This is a genomic window from Novosphingobium sp. YAF33 (assembly GCF_052113265.1).
Taxonomy (GTDB): domain Bacteria; phylum Pseudomonadota; class Alphaproteobacteria; order Sphingomonadales; family Sphingomonadaceae; genus Novosphingobium.
In genome coordinates, this window is record NZ_JBFRCW010000002.1 from 579,630 (window position 1) to 594,488 (window position 14,859).

The following is a 14,859-nucleotide window of genomic DNA, read 5'->3' on the forward strand; positions in this document are numbered from 1 at the left end:
ATCAGAAATAGGGGTGCGGATTGACGGTCTGCGTCTGGATCGGCTGGAGCACGTCCCAGTGCTCGACGATCCTGCCGTCCTTCAGGCGGTAGATGTCGGCCACCGCCCCGCCGGGATTGTCCGGCGAAGGGCGGCCGCGAAGGTGGATCATCGCCATGTCGCCATCGACGAGGATGCGCTTCACGTCGAACGAGGCGCCGGGCGCGGAGAACTTCGGCTCCAGCATGGCGATCGCCGCCTCCCGCCCGTCAAGAATGCCGGGGTTGTGCTGGATATAGTCCGCCGCGACATAGCGCTCGAAGGCCGCGCGTACCTTGCGCTCGGTGTAGAAGAGGCGGGCGAAGTCGGTCACCACCGCGCGGTTGCGCGTCGTCAGCGTCTCCGGCGCGCGGGCCGAGACCAGAGCGAGAGCGCAAGCGGCAAGGGCCGCGACCGACAGGCCCCGCTTCATCAGGCGTCCGCCGCCTGGAACAGGCGCGCGTCGGGCGCGGGATGCGGCATCGTCTGCGGGCCGCCGACGCCGATGCCCCACTGGTCCATGACCTGCGGGCCGGGGATATGCACCTTGTGCTGGTGGGTCTCGAAATCGACCTCTTCCAGTTCGGACGTATATTCGACCGCGAAGCCGGCGGGCGTCGTGAAGTAGCTGAAGGTATTGTTGCCCGCCGTGTGGCGACCCGGGCCCCAGCGCAAGTCCGTGCCCCGCTGCTTCAGGCGATGCACGCCCCGCATCATGTCGTCGACCGAGAGCATGTCATAGGCGACGTGGTTCAGGCACGGCGGCCCGGGCAGGATGGCGACGCGGTGATGGGCTTCGTTGCAGCGCAGGAAGCACATGAAATCACCCAGCCAGTCGCTCACCTTGAAGCCCAGCACGTCGGTGAAAAAGCCCACCAGCGCCTGATGATCGGGCGAGTGCATGACGATGTGGCTGATCTTCACCGGCATGCCTTCCCAGCGCTCCATCGCCCGCTTGCCCAGCGTTTCGACATCGGCCGAAATCTCGAAAGGCAGGCCGTCAGGGCTGAAGAAGCGGAAGGCATAGCCGCCGCCCGGCGCATCGAGCTCGCGCGGCGCGAAGATCACCTTGCAGCCGGCCGCCACGACCTTGTCGTGCAGGGCATTCACGTCTTCGCGCGTGTCGGCGGCGAAAGCGATCACTTCCACATGGTTGGCATCCGACTTGTGGAGGCGCACGACGTGATGCTCGTCATGCCCGTGCGTCTTGAACCACGCGAAGTCCTCGTTCGCGCCGACTTCCACCAGGCCCCAGTCCTCGGTGTAGAATGTGCGTTCGGCGTCGAAGTCCTCGACGCCATATCCGACGTAGCGGATTTCGGTCACTCGGCTCATGGCTGCAATTCCCTGCATGAAATGGTCAAATGGGCTGGCTGACCACCGCGAACATCTCCGCGGTGGCCTTGTGATTGTCGACGGGCGGCCCCTTGCCGATCTGGCCGTGGCAGATCGCCAGCGAGGCCTCGACGATGTAGCGGCAGCGGTCGTAGCGGCGGGCGCGATAGGCCTCGAAGGCCTTTTCGGGCCTGTCTCCTGCATCATGGGCAGCGGAGAGTTCCTCGGCCAGCACGATCGCATCCTCGATCGCCATGCCCGCGCCTTGCCCCAGGTGCGGCGTGGTGGCGTGGACGGCATCGCCCAGCAGGACGACGCGTCCGGCGTGCCAGGGCCCATGGACCATCATGCCTTCCAGCGGGCGATAGACGACCTCGGCATCCTCGGTGATCGCCTCGGCCAGCGCGCGGATCGCCGGTGCGGTCTGCCCCAGCTTCGCGCGCATCGTCGCGGCCAGACCCTCGACCGGATAGCGCGGATTGTCCGGCTCCGGCGTCGTCGCGTACATGTACATGGTCTCGGCCGACATCGGCACCAGCCCCACCCCGGTCGGGCCGTTGTAAACGTGGAGGGCGTCGAGCCCCTCGGGCCGCGGGAAGTTGTAGCGCCAGACCGACTGCCCGGTGAATTCAGGGCTTTCCGCCTCGGGCAGGACCATGCGGCGGGTCTGCGAATAGACGCCGTCCGCGCCGATCACGACATCGTAGCGCGCCTCTCCGCCGTCGGAAAAGCGCACCGATACGCCGGTCTCGTCCTGATCGAGCGTCTCGGCCGTTACGCCAGGACGGATTTCGGCGCCCAGCGCCCTCACGCTGTCTCCCAGCACTTTCTGCAAGGCGCGGCGGCCGATGCCGACGTTGGCCGGCTTGCCCTCGACCAGGGTGGGCGTGGGAATGCGGGCGACGCGGCTGCCGTCCGGAATGTAGATCTCCACCGCGTCGAAGCCGCAGGCGGCGTCCAGGAAGGCATCGAGCACGCCGAGCTGGTCCATGGCGCGCACCACGTTGGACTGCTGGATGATGCCCACCCCGTAGACCGACCAGGTGGGATCGCGCTCGATCACGGTGACGCGGTGTCCCTTGCGGCGCAGCGCGATGGCCGCGGAAAGGCCGCCAATGCCGCCGCCGATCACCAGGACGTTCAGGTCCGGAATGAGCGGGGCTGCGGGTGTCGTCCTGCCGGACATGCTCAGAAACTCCTCGGTCAAGGCCGGAGAGGATYGGGTGGCGGCAGGAGCGTCGATGCCACGGGGCAAGTCCGCGGGATCGCCCCGCCGGCTTGCATCAGGCCGTGTCCGGCCTTTCGGTCATCGCTCTCACCCGGATTCGTGCAGCCCGATCTTCTCTTCTCGAACCCGCCTCTCGCACATCGGTGAGCATCGCTGAAATGAATTGATTTGATCTATTTGCATCGACATTATCGATGGTAGAGCCTCTGCCGCGGATAGGCCGGAAGCGAGCGAACTTGCGCGTGCGCCTGCGAGTGCTAGATCGAACCACGACCCGAGAAGGACAAAGACTGCCATGACCGCTCCCGCCACGGCGCCGGCTGCCCTCCCCAAGACACTGTCATGGCCGCACCTGCTTGCGCTGGGGGTCGGCTCCATCGTCGGCACCGGCATCTTGACGCTGATCGGCGTGGGGGCGGACCGCGCGGGACCGGCGGTTCTGCTGTCCTTCGCCATTGCCGGCGCCATCTGCGCCTGCGCCGCGCTCGCCTATGCCGAACTGTCGACGATGATGCCCACCGCCGGCAGCGCCTACAGCTACAGCCACAAGGTGCTGGGCGGTACGGTGGGCTGGATCGTGGGCTGGAGCCTGATCCTGGAATATTCGCTGGTGGTCTCCACCGTGGCGGTCGGCTGGTCGGGCTATGCCGCGCCGCTGCTGCAGGGCGTGGGCTTCCCCAAGGCGCTTACCCAGGGGCCGGAGCTGGGCGGGCTGGTCAACCTGCCTGCCATCGTCATCATCGCCGTGGTTGCGGGCCTGCTGGCCTTCGGCACGAAGGAAAGCGCGCGGGTGAACACCGTGCTGGTGGTCATCAAGATCCTGACGCTCAGCCTGTTCGTGGCCGTGGCGCTGCCCGCCTTCGACGCGGCGAACCTCGAACCCTTCATGCCTTTCGGCTTCGGCAAGTCGATGAGTCCGGACGGTGTCGAGCGCGGGGTCATGGCCGCCGCCGCGATCATCTTCTTCGCCTTCTACGGCTTCGACGCCATCTCCACCGCCGCCGAGGAGACGCGCAATCCCAGCCGCGACCTGGTGATCGGCATCATCGGATCGCTGGCGATCTGCACCCTCGTCTACGTCCTCGTCGCCGCCGCCGCGATCGGCGCCATGCCCTTCACCCGCTTTGCCGACAGCCCGGAGCCGCTGGCGCTGATCCTGCGCGAAATGGGCCGCGCGCCGGTGGCGCATATCGTCGCGGTGGCCGCCGTGATCGCGCTGCCGACCGTGCTGCTGGGCTTCCTCTACGGCCAGAGCCGCATCTTCCTGGCCATGGCGCGCGACGGTTTCCTGCCCGCCTCGCTGGCGAAGCTCTCCTCGCGCGGGACACCGCTGAGGGTGACGACGATGACGGCGGTGATCGTGGCGATCCTGGCCGGCGTGCTGCCGATCTCGGAAATCGCGGCGCTGGCCAACGCCGGCACGCTGATCGCCTTCGCCGCGGTGGGTACCTGCCTGATCGTCCTGCGCAAGCGCGAGCCGGACGCGCCCCGCCCCTTCCGCGTGCCTGCCGGCATCGTGGTGGGCGGCGCGACCATCCTCGGCTGCCTCTATCTCTTCGCCAGCCTGCCCACCAAGACCCTGCTGGCCTGCCTGTGCTGGAACCTGCTGGGCGGCACGCTCTATCTCGTTCGCGGGCGCCGCAGGCCCTGACAGGCCGGGGCCGCCGCTGACCGGCCGCCCATGACGCCGGTTGGCGCGGGCTCCGGCGCGTGCTAGCCGGAACCATGCTGACCATCAGGCAGATCGAGATCTTCCGCGCGGTGATGATCACCAAGACGGTGAGCGGCGCCGCGCGCATGCTGGGCACGTCGCAGCCCGGCCTCAGCCGCATGCTGGGTCATATGGAGGACAAGCTCCACTTCCGCCTGTTCGACCGGACGCGCGGCCGGCTGGTGCCCACGTCCGAAGCCCGCGTGCTGTTCGAGGAGATCGAGCAGATCTACAAGGGCTTCAACGACCTGGAGCATGTCGTGCGCCGCCTGGCCAAGGGCGAGGATCGCACCTTCCGCCTGGGCGCCTCGCCCTCGCTGGGCCATTCGGTGGTGCCGCAGATGCTCTCGCGCCTGACCACCAATTACCCCGGCCTCACCATCCAGTTCGACATCCTCTCGGTGGAACAGGCGGACGACTGGCTGGCGCTCCAGCGCGGCGACTATGCGCTGACGGTGTTTCCCATCGATCACCCCAATGTCCTGTCCAGCCGGATCGGCAACGGCCGCATGGTCTGCGCCGTGCCGGCCGGCCATCGCCTGGCCGACCGCGAGCGGATCACCGTGGCGGACCTGGGCGGAGAGCCGATCCAGTCGTTCCGGGAAGATACCCCCCATGGCCGCATCATCGCCAGGATGTACGAGGAAGCCGGCGAGCAGCTGGAAGTCTCCACTTATATCCGCTTTGCAGAAACGGCCGTGGCTTTCGTCGCTCACGGCATGGGCATCGCGCTGGTGGACAGCTTCACCGCCATGCAGCCCCATGCCGAGACCGTGCGCTTCCTGGAGTTCGAGTCGCCGGGCCTGCTGCCGGTCTATGTCAGCCGCAATCTCGACGTGGCGCGAACCCTGGTGGGCGAGACCTTCGAGGAGATCGCCCGCAACATGCTGATGAACCTCCCAAGAGGCATCTCCCATAACATAACGCTATAAGTCACAGTCCCGCAATGTCTGGCAAAGCGCCCCCGGATCAAACACCGTGATCCCGCTCGCACAGGTTTGGACCGCCAGGTTCCGGCCCGAAAGGTTCACGAATGTCCCGGCGCCGGGCCGCCGGACGACAACAGGCGCGATGCAAGCGCCGCTGAGGATGGGAAAGGCGTTACCATGGCCAGCTATTCCGCCGCCGGATCGGTGTCCGTGCGTCCTTACGTGACTGTCGGCGAATCCGCTTCGCAGAACGTCGACGGCTGGACGCCGCGGCAAGTGCTCGTGGTCGCCATCTGCTTCCTGCTGAACATGCTGGACGGCATGGACGTGCTCATCCTCTCCTACGTCGCCCCCGCCCTTTCCGCCGACTGGAAAGTCAGCCCGGAAAGCCTGGGCGTGGTGTTCAGCTCCAGCCTGGCCGGCATGGCCGCGGGCGGGCTGCTGATCGCGCCGCTGGCCGACAGGTTCGGCCGCCGCAAGCTGATCATCGCCTCGCTGGTGATGATGACGGTGGCCATGTTCGGATCGGCCCTGGCGGCCTCGATCGCCGAACTCATCCTCTCGCGCTTCGTGGTGGGCATCGGCATCGGCACGGTGCTGGCCAGCATGGCCGCGCTGACGGCCGAATATGCCCCGGCCCGCCACCGCACGTTCGCCGTGGGCTTCCTCCAGGCCGGATATCCGGTCGGCGCAACCATCACCGGTTTCATCGTCGCTCACCAGATCGACGCTCACGGCTGGCAGGCCATGCTGCTCGGCGCGGCGACGCTCTGCCTGCTGGCCCTGCCGCTGGTCTGGACATTGCTGCCCGAATCGGTGGACTTCCTGCTGGCCCACCAGCCCAGGGGCGCGCTGGCCAAGGCCAACCGCCTGCTCGCCTCGCTCGGCCGCCCGACGCTGGAGGCCCTGCCCGAGCGCCGCCAGGCCGAAGCCCATTCGGTGGGCCTGCGCGGCGTGCTGGGCGAAGGACGCACTTCGGGCACGATCCTGCTGTGGACCGCCACGATCTTCGGCTTCATGACGCTCTACTTCGTCATCAGCTGGATCCCCAAGCTCGCCGTGGAGGCCGGGCTTCCCGCCACCCAGGCGATCTACGCGGGCGCAGTCTACAACATCGGCGCCTTCATCGGCATCACCTCGATCGGCCTGATCGCCAGCCGCATCGACTTGCGCCGCCTGATCCTGCTCTACATGGTGCTCGCCGCGGCCGCCCTCGTCGTGTTCGGTGCGGTGTCCATGACCATCGCCGCCACGCTGCTGACCGCCTTCTTCATCGGCGCCTTCATCCAGGGCGGCTTCAACGGCTGCTACCCGCTGGCCACCAGCTTCTACCCGCCGCAAGTCCGCAGCACCGGACTGGGCTGGGCGATGGGCATCGGCCGCATCGGCGCGGTGATCGGCCCGATGCTGGGCGGCGTGCTGCTGGCGGAGAAAGTTCCGCTTTCGGCGATCTTCGCGATCTTCGCCGTCCCGGCAGTGCTGGCCGGCCTTGCCGTCACCCTGATCCGCATGCCCGGCCAGCCCTGAGCCAAGCTCTCACGCCGCGCTATCACGCCGCGATCCCTGCCGTTCCCCCCTGCCGTCCCACCCCTGCCGCTCTCAAGGACCCGCCTCATGTTCCAGTCTCCCGTGCTCCCGGCCACCGCGCGCGCCTCGCTTCGCGCATCCGCGCCAGGAACCTCGAAGATCTGCGGCCTGATCGGCTCGGGCATCGGCGGCTCGCGCAGCCCGGCCATGCACGAGACCGAGGCCAGGGCGCTGGGCCTGCCGCTGGCCTACCGCATCCTCGACAGCGAGGTGATCGGTTTCGGCGCGGATGACCTCGGCCCGCTGCTGAACACGATGGCCGCGCTGGGTTTCGACGGCACCAATGTCACTCACCCCTTCAAGCAGGCGGTCCTGCCACTGATGGACGAGCTGTCGGACGCCGCTGCCAAGCTGGGCGCGGTCAATACCGTGCTCCTGCGTGACGGGCGCCTGATCGGGGACAATACCGACTGGTCGGGCTACCGCGCCAGCTTCCTCGCCGCGCTGGGCGTGCTGCCCCGCGGGCGCGTGGCGATGATCGGCGCCGGCGGCGCGGCTTCGGCCGTGGGCTATGCCCATCTCGACCTCGGCGCGGAGCGGCTGGCGATCTTCGATCCTGCCGCCGAACGCGCCGAAGCGCTTGCCAGCCGCCTCGCCGCCCTGTTCCCCGATGCCGAAGTGATCTCCGCAGGCTCTGCGGCCGAAGCGATCGCGGGGGCCGACGGCGTGGTCCAGTGCTCGCCGGTGGGCATGGAAAGCCACCCCGGCCTGCCGTTCGACCCCGCCCTGCTCACGCGCGACATGTGGGTTTCGGACGTGATCTACTTCCCGCTTGAAACCGAGCTGCTCAAGGCCGCCAGGGCCATCGGCTGCGCCACGCTGAACGGCGGCGGCATGGCGGTGATGCAGGCCGCCCACGCCTTCGCGCGCTTCACCGGCCTGGAACCGGACGTGGACCGCATGCTCGCGGACTTCGCCGCGGCCAGCAAGGCGGCCTGAGACGAAACCTCCCGGCCCGTATCGGACGCGCCACCGCCGGCCACCGGCAGGGGATGGCGGGTTCGGCAAAAATGCGCATCACACCCGCCGCCGGGGGCCGAATGCCCCTTCCTACCCGGCCGCGTCCTCCACGCCGCGGAAGCGGTTCTGCGCCGCCAGCCTGATCCCGGCATTGGGCGCGCCGTAGCCGGCATAAGTCCCGCTGCGCTCGACGAATTCGAAGAAGAACAGCTTGTCGAACGCCCGGCTGTAGAGCTGGCGATAGGCGTGGCCCGCCAGATCCTCGTCGTAAAGCATCCCGGCCACTTCCATGCGCGCGGCAACCCGGCCGTCGAAGCCGAAGCGGGCGACGAGATCGTCGTAGTAGTTCTCGGGAATATCGAGCATGGCCGCGCCGCGCGCGCGCACCGCCGCGGCCGTGGCGAGCAAGTCGTCGCTGGCCAGCGCGACATGCTGGAAGCCGCCACCCATGCCCTGTGCCAGGAAGCGCGAGGACAGCGTCTCGCGCGCGTCAGAGGCATTAAGCGTCAGGCGGAACCCGCCGTCGGGCGATTGCAGCGCCTGGCTATGGACGAGGCCCGAGGGGTCGATCACATCGTTGGCATCGCGGCCCTCCAGCCCGAACAGCGCGCGCCAGTAGAGCTGCCAGGACAGGAACTCGTCATTGTGGACCACGGCGGCAAGGTGGTCGACCGAGCGTGCGCGGGCATCGTCGGTCAGGTCTGCCACCGGCACCGCCTCGAACTCGCGGGCCCAGAGCGCTTCGGCGCTGTCGTCCTCGACTAGGTAGACCAGGCTGCCGCCGACACCGCGCAGCGCAGGCATGGCCATGCGGCCGGGGCGCCCCTCGGGGCTATAGGCGCGGATGCCCAGCGCGGCGGCACGCTCCATCACGGCGGCCGCATCCTTCACCCGCACGCCGATCGCGCAGATCGAGGTGCCGTGGACGATGCGGTAGGACTTGGCGAAGCCCTTGGGCTCGGCATTGATCACCAGGTTGACGTTGCCCTGCCGCCAGCGCGCGACCTTTTTGGTGCGATGCGAGCCGATATGCGCGAAGCCGAGCGTGTGGAAGGTCTCGCCAAGGCGCGCCACATCCTCGCCGCTGGCCGTGAACTCGACGAATTCGGCCGCGAGCGGCGGCTGGGCGGCAGGCATGGTGGTCGGCAGGCCAAGCAGGCGCTTCGCCGCATCGCGCACATATTCCAGCGCGCGATGCCCGTCCTGCGCCACCAGGCGCGAGGAAATCGAGCGGAACCGGTCGTTGAAGATCTCCAGCGAGAGCGGCCCGTCATAGCCGGTGCGCAGGATTTCCGCGACATAGCCCGGCAGGTCCAGCCCGCCCTGCCCCGGCAGGTTGCGGAAATGGCGGCTCCAGTAAAGCAGGTCCATGTCGAGCAGCGGCGCATCGGCCAGTTGCACGTAGACGATCTTGTCGCGCGGGATCTCGCGGATGCTGTCGCTGGGAATCCGGCGCGAGAGCGAATGGAAACTGTCGAGAATGATGCCGATGGCGGGATGGTCCACCTGCTTGACGATCGACCAGACATCGCGGTGGTCGTTGACGTGGCGCCCCCAGGCAAGGGCTTCGTAGCCCACCAGGATGCCGCGCGCGGCGGCGCGATCGCCCAGTTCGCGGAAATCGTCGACGATGCGCTGCCGCTCGCCCAGCGCATGGGGCGAGCAGTTGGAGCAGACGAGGATGCGGTCGGTGCCGAGTTCGCCCATCAGGTCGAACTTGCGCTCTGCCCGGTCCATGGCGCGGGCGCGCATCTCGCCGGGCATGCCTTCGAAATCGCGGAAGGGCTGGTAGAGCGAGCAATGGATGCCCAGGTCGGCCATCCGGCGCCGCACTTCGGCAGGGCGCAAGGCCGAGCCGATCAGGTCGTTCTCGAAGATCTCCACGCTGTCGAAGCCGGCATCGGCGGCCGCCTGCAGCTTTTCCTCAAGCGTGCCGCGAAGCGAGACAGTGGCGATAGCGTTCGTGCCTGAATTCGTTCCTGAATTCGTGCCGGCATTCGTGGCGGCATTCGGGCCTGCGGCGGCGCTGGACATGGCGATGCTCCCGGAATTGTGATCCTCTCGATATCGCGCCGCGGCCCTTGGGATTGAAGCGGCTCCGATGCGGTCTCCCATGCCATCTTGTTATGGCGAGGCGGAAAACCGGCCGGTTTCAGTATCGACTCAGCAGACGCTCCACGCTGGCATGGGCCTTGTGGCCGTCCTTGCACTCGCCGGTCTCTTCCTCGAGCAGCTTGCGCAGCCGCTCGATCTCCTCGACGCTGAGGTGCTCGATACCGATGAAGTCGTCCCGCGCGGTTTCCAGCGCGCGCAGCAGTTCGTCGAGCTTGGCCTGGAAGGCGGCGGCATCGCGGTTCTGGCTGTTCTGGATCAGGAAGACCATCAGGAAGGTGACGATGGTGGTGCCGGTGTTGATGACCAGTTGCCAGGTGTCGGACCACTTGAACACCGGCCCGGAAATTGCCCAGACCGCCACGACCAGCAGGGCGATGATGAAAGTCTGGGCCTTGCCCGCCGCTCCGGCGACGACATTGGCGAAAGCGGTGAACGACTTGCGCATGGCATGGCTCCAGCAATGGTCGCTGGGAAACGTTCGGCGGGCACCCTCCGTTCCCTCTCGGCACCGGGGGCGAATCATTCCCAAAGCGGTGGTTTCCCCGCTGGAAAACTTGCTGCGTCAGGCGCATGAGGAGCGACAGGCCTGTCGCCAGGATCACGCTGGCGTCAGGGGGGCAGGATTACGGCATGCGCATAGCGACGATTACCAACTGGGCCTACGGGGCCACGGTCTGCCTGACCATCGCGGCCGGCATCACCATGGTCATGGCCTCTAACGCCGATCGGGTGGAGCGCGATGCGGTGCAGCAGCGCAATCTGTTCGACCAGCTCGCCTTCGAAGTGGAGGAAGACGAGGCGCAGCTTACCGACCAGGCCCGACTGGCGGCCGTCTCGGGCGATCCCAGCCACGAGATCGCCTATAACCGCACGCTCGCCGCGATCGGCCCGGTGGAGCAACGCATCGCGAAGCTGAAGGACAACGGCGCCAGGGAAGAGGAACTGCGCTCGCTGGAAGAAGGCCTGCGCTGGGCCGCGACCCTCCAGGACGAGCAGAAGGCCGCCATCGCCGCGATCAAGTCGGGAGACGAGATCACCGCCCACAAGATCATCTTCGGTGCCGAATACGAACGCGAACTGGAACGCGCGCATTTCCTGCTCGGCCGCTTCCGCTACATGCTCGACCAGCGCTCCGACCGCGCGATAGAAGACGCCAGCCGCGCCTCCCAGCGGTTGCGCACGGTTTCGGAAGTGATGGTGGCGATCACCGCCGTGCTGTTCCTCTTCGTGCTGGGCTTCGTGCTCAAGCGGCGCATCCTCAAGCCCGTGGTCAAGCTGAGCGACGTGGTGAACCGTTTGGCGGACCAGGACTATGCGGTGGAGCCGCCCCAGCTCTCGCAGATCGACGAGATCGGCGACATGGCCCACGCCGTCCGCATCTTCCGGGAGAACGGCATCGAACGGCAAAGGCTGGAACGCGAGCGCGATGCCGACTGGCACGTCCGCGACCTGCTCGCCCGCATGACCCAGCGCCTGCAGGGCTGCGAATCCGTGGCCGACCTGTTCGAAGTCGTGCGCCTGTTCGCCCCCCGGATCGCCCCGGACCTGGCCGGGCGCCTCTATACGCTGGATGCGCGATTGGGGATGATGGCCTGTGCTTCGGAGTGGCAATCTCCCCACGGCAGCAACGCGGCCTTCACCCCGGACGATTGCTGGGCGCTGCGGCGCGGCCAGTCGCACATGCCCGGCGGCAACCTGGTGGACGTGCCCTGCAAGCATGTCCCGCCGGAAAGCGCCGACGCCACCGTCTGCGTGCCGCTCACCGCRCAGGGCGAAACCATCGGGCTGCTGGTGCTGGAAAACACGGCCGGCGCGCAAGGCCCCAGCGAGAACATCAAGGTCTATATCGAGCTGATGTCCGAGACGATCGGGCTGGCGCTGGCCAATCTCAAGCTGCGCGACGCGCTGCACGAAAAGGCCCTGTTCGATGCGCTGACCGGCCTGCGCAACCGCCACGAACTGGCGGATACCCTGCGCCGCAGCGTGGCCCAGGCCGATGCCGCGCGCACGCCGCTGAGCTGCCTCATGGTCGACATCGACCATTTCAAGCAGCTCAACGATCGCTACGGCCACGATGCCGGAGACCTGACGATCCGCTCCGTGGCGGGCGCGCTGGACAATGCGGTGCGCGAAGACGGCATCGCCTTCCGCTATGGCGGCGAGGAATTCCTGCTGCTGATCCCCGGCTGCGACGAGGAACGTGCGCTGGAACGCGCTCACCTGATCCAGGAGCGCATTTCCGGCATGACCCTGGTGCATGACGGCACGCCGCTCGGCCCTGTCACGATCTCCATCGGCATCGGCAGCTATCCCGCCCACGGCCCCGCCCATGCCCTGATCGGCACGGCCGACGCCGCGCTGCTGCGCGCGAAGGACGATGGCCGCAACCGCATCGTCATGGCCACCGGCCGCCGCGACACCAGCGCCGCCTCTTCCGCGCTGGGCTAGAGCGTTTTTCCGGTCAGGTAGGCGAACCGGAAACCCGCAGCTTGCCCCCGGATCGGGGAGCCATCAACCTGCCGCCCCTTCGTGCGTTGCTCCCTGCGGCATTCACGGAGTTACCATGGCGAACGGATCGATCACCCTGACCGAAACCCGGAACTTGCGCAGCGGCACCGTGCCCTGGCGCGACGCGGACTGGACCTTGCCCGCGGCCGCGCCGCTCCCGGCCGGTCCGGTGGACGTCGCCATCCTGGGATCGGGGATCATGGGCGCGATCCTGGCGGACCGGCTGGCCGCCACGGGCCGCTCGGTGGCGCTGCTGGACCGCAGGCCGCCCGGCTGCGGCAGCACCGCCGCCTCCACCGCGCAGATCATGTGGGCCATGGACGTGCCGCTGATCCGGCTGGCCGAAGACCTCGGCGAACAGGAAGCCGCCCGGCGCTGGCGGCGCGTCTTCGCGGCCGTGCAGCGCTTCGGAGAACGGCTGGACCGGCTCGGGCCCGATGCCCGCACCCCCTGCCCCACGCTCTACCTCTCCGGTGACCTGCTGGACGAGGACGGGCTGCGCGCCGAGGCCGAGGCCCACCGCCGCCACGGCCTGCCCTCGCGCTATCTCGATGCCCAGGCTGTCGCCGAGCGCTTCGGCATCGCCCCGCGCGCCGGGATCGTTTCGGAAGGGTCCTACGCCATCGATCCGGTCGCGACCTGCCACGACCTGCTGCGCGAGGCCGGCAAGCACGGCGCGGTGACGGTCTACCCCGCCGATGTCGCCGGCCTGCACCCCATCCCGGCGGGGGTGGAGCTGGAGCTGGCGGATGGGCGCAGCCTCATCGCAGGCGATGTCATCCTGGCCACCGGCTACGAGCGCGCGCGGCTGTTCCTGCCGCCCGCCTTCTCCCTGCTCTCGACATTCGCCATCGCCACCTCGCCCGGCACGGCGCCGCTGTGGAAGGAAAACGCGATGATCTGGGAAGCGTCAGACCCCTATCTTTACGTCCGCACCTGCAAGGACGGGCGCGTGATCGCCGGGGGAGAGGACGTGGAACTGGCGGATGCCCTCTCGCGCGATGCCCTGCTGGCGGCGAAATCCGGCACGATCGCCGCCAAACTGGAGGCCATGCTCGGCCATTCCGCGCCCATCGCCGTGGACCGGGCCTGGACCGCCACGTTCGGTGCCTCGCCCGATGGACTGCCCGCCATCGGCCGCTCGGCACTGATGGAGCGGGTGTGGCTCTCCGCCGGGTTCGGCGGCAACGGCATCGCTTTTGCGGCCCTGGCCGCCGAACTGCTCGACCGCGCGCTTGCAGGGGGAGAAGGTAGGGGCGGGGGCGGGGGCGGGGGCGGGGAAGATCCCGATTCCGCCTGCTTCGATCCCTACCGCTTCGGCAACTGAGCCGGGCCTGAGCGCTAGTAGAGGTTGTCCTTGTAGTCCTTGGCCAGCCCCTTCTTCATCAGGTCCGCGGCGCCCGGCACCGAGAGGCTGGCACGGGTCAGCCGGGCGGCCATGCCCTCGGTCCGGTTGCGCTTGATGTGATTGACGAAAAGCCGCGCCGGATCGATGTCGCTGCATTGGCGCAAGGGCCAGAGGTCGGCGCGTTCCAGCGCGGCGCTGGCGTGCAGGCTGACGGATTCGGCCGCGACGCGGATCGCCAGGGCCGGGACTTTGCCTTTCACCGCGAAGCGCCCGCGCTGCGCCTCGGCCGTGGACAGCACCGCCCGGCCCCGCACGACGGCAAGGCGCGTCGAGCCCGGCACCAGCAGCGCCATCGCCAGCGCGGGCTGCTCCACGATGTTGCGGAAGCTGTCGACCCGGCGGTTGCCCGGCCGATCCGCGAACCACACGGCCGCCGCCTCCCCGTCATCGAGCCGCGCCATGGCACCGGCCGGATCGCCCTTGGGGCTGAGGTCGGCCAGCCCCGTCCGGCTGACGGTCGCCAGCGCCAGGAAACGGCTCGCCGAGACGAAGTCGGAAAGCGCCTCCGGTGCCGCCACCGGCTGCGCGGACCAGAGTTCGGAGCGGATCATGGCCTTGGCGCAGTGGCCGTAGCATTCCGCCACGGCAACATGGACATGACCGTCCGCCACCGCCCGGACCCGCCCATTGACGCGCAGGGTCTCGCCGATGCCGGGCAGCAGGAACAGCGACCCGAACGGTTGACCGGGCCGGGCAAGGTCGGGATCGTCGATCGATGCCAGCGGCAGGCGCAAGTCCTGCCCGGCGCCCGAAGCGAAGCCGGCGTGCCCGCCCGCCAGCGTGACCGCCGGGCCCCGATCCCCGCCGAACGTGGCGAACATCAAAGGGGACTGCGCGATCCAGCCGAGCGCGCCGGGATCGAGATGGTCGATGTCCTTGAGATACATCTGCGGCGGCGTCTTGCCGATCACGGCCTCCAGATCGGCCAGCGTTTCGATGAAAGGCCCATCCATCCCGCGTTTCTCCTCCTGCGCCGGGAGGCTGACGGCCGCCCCGGCTACAAACCATTGCTTCTTCAGCCACTGCCTCTAGAGTATTTGCGAATGATTCGCAAATAGAG

General features: G+C 68.2%; 12 protein-coding genes. 6 read left to right on the top strand and 6 right to left on the bottom strand.

Annotation, left to right across the window (positions count from 1 at the left end):
- Nucleotide 1: 1 nt before the first annotated feature.
- The 3 genes from AB4Z00_RS06670 to AB4Z00_RS06680 are packed head-to-tail and all read right to left on the bottom strand — an operon-like array spanning nucleotide 2 to nucleotide 2,539.
- On the bottom strand, nucleotides 2-451 hold the full coding sequence (locus AB4Z00_RS06670; RefSeq protein ID WP_132267691.1) for a nuclear transport factor 2 family protein: 450 nt from the start codon (nucleotides 449-451) through the stop codon (nucleotides 2-4).
- Nucleotides 451-1,353: a VOC family protein gene (locus AB4Z00_RS06675; protein ID WP_442045398.1), complete on the bottom strand. Its 903-nt coding sequence runs from the start codon at nucleotides 1,351-1,353 to the stop codon at nucleotides 451-453. Before AB4Z00_RS06675 ends, AB4Z00_RS06670 begins: the two co-directional genes overlap by 1 nt.
- Nucleotides 1,354-1,378: 25 nt before the next feature.
- The gene (locus AB4Z00_RS06680; protein ID WP_442045399.1) at nucleotides 1,379-2,539 is read right to left on the bottom strand and encodes an FAD-dependent oxidoreductase; all 1,161 of its coding nucleotides are present in this window, start codon (nucleotides 2,537-2,539) and stop codon (nucleotides 1,379-1,381) included.
- A gap of 337 nt (nucleotides 2,540-2,876) precedes the next feature.
- On the opposite strand from AB4Z00_RS06680, the gene AB4Z00_RS06685 reads away from it, so the two are divergent.
- The 4 genes from AB4Z00_RS06685 to AB4Z00_RS06700 all read left to right on the top strand — a co-directional run bounded on the left by AB4Z00_RS06685 (nucleotide 2,877) and on the right by AB4Z00_RS06700 (nucleotide 7,747).
- Entirely contained in the window at nucleotides 2,877-4,232 is a 1,356-nt protein-coding gene (locus AB4Z00_RS06685; RefSeq protein WP_442045400.1) for an amino acid permease, read from the top strand.
- 74 nt (nucleotides 4,233-4,306) lie between these two features.
- A complete protein-coding gene (locus AB4Z00_RS06690; RefSeq protein WP_132267699.1) occupies nucleotides 4,307-5,224 on the top strand; it encodes a LysR family transcriptional regulator in 918 nt (305 codons plus the stop codon).
- 174 nt (nucleotides 5,225-5,398) lie between these two features.
- Nucleotides 5,399-6,748, top strand: a complete 1,350-nt coding sequence (locus AB4Z00_RS06695) for an MFS transporter (RefSeq protein ID WP_132267701.1) — start codon at nucleotides 5,399-5,401, stop codon at nucleotides 6,746-6,748.
- Between the two features lie 87 nt (nucleotides 6,749-6,835).
- Entirely contained in the window at nucleotides 6,836-7,747 is a 912-nt protein-coding gene (locus AB4Z00_RS06700; protein ID WP_442045401.1) for a shikimate dehydrogenase, read from the top strand.
- 111 nt (nucleotides 7,748-7,858) lie between these two features.
- On the opposite strand, the gene AB4Z00_RS06705 is transcribed toward AB4Z00_RS06700, so the two are convergent.
- A complete protein-coding gene (locus AB4Z00_RS06705; RefSeq protein WP_442045402.1) occupies nucleotides 7,859-9,802 on the bottom strand; it encodes a bifunctional sugar phosphate isomerase/epimerase/4-hydroxyphenylpyruvate dioxygenase family protein in 1,944 nt (647 codons plus the stop codon).
- Between the two features lie 118 nt (nucleotides 9,803-9,920).
- Nucleotides 9,921-10,328 (bottom strand): low affinity iron permease family protein, encoded by a 408-nt coding sequence (locus tag AB4Z00_RS06710; protein ID WP_132267706.1) that lies wholly within the window; start codon nucleotides 10,326-10,328, stop codon nucleotides 9,921-9,923.
- 185 nt (nucleotides 10,329-10,513) lie between these two features.
- On the opposite strand from AB4Z00_RS06710, the gene AB4Z00_RS06715 reads away from it, so the two are divergent.
- Nucleotides 10,514-12,331: a diguanylate cyclase gene (locus tag AB4Z00_RS06715; protein WP_442045403.1), complete on the top strand. Its 1,818-nt coding sequence runs from the start codon at nucleotides 10,514-10,516 to the stop codon at nucleotides 12,329-12,331.
- 115 nt (nucleotides 12,332-12,446) lie between these two features.
- A complete protein-coding gene (locus AB4Z00_RS06720; protein WP_442045404.1) occupies nucleotides 12,447-13,718 on the top strand; it encodes an NAD(P)/FAD-dependent oxidoreductase in 1,272 nt (423 codons plus the stop codon).
- A 14-nt stretch (nucleotides 13,719-13,732) separates the two neighbouring features.
- On the opposite strand, the gene AB4Z00_RS06725 is transcribed toward AB4Z00_RS06720, so the two are convergent.
- Nucleotides 13,733-14,752, bottom strand: a complete 1,020-nt coding sequence (locus AB4Z00_RS06725) for a pyridoxamine 5'-phosphate oxidase family protein (RefSeq protein ID WP_442045405.1) — start codon at nucleotides 14,750-14,752, stop codon at nucleotides 13,733-13,735.
- Nucleotides 14,753-14,859 lie beyond the last annotated feature (107 nt).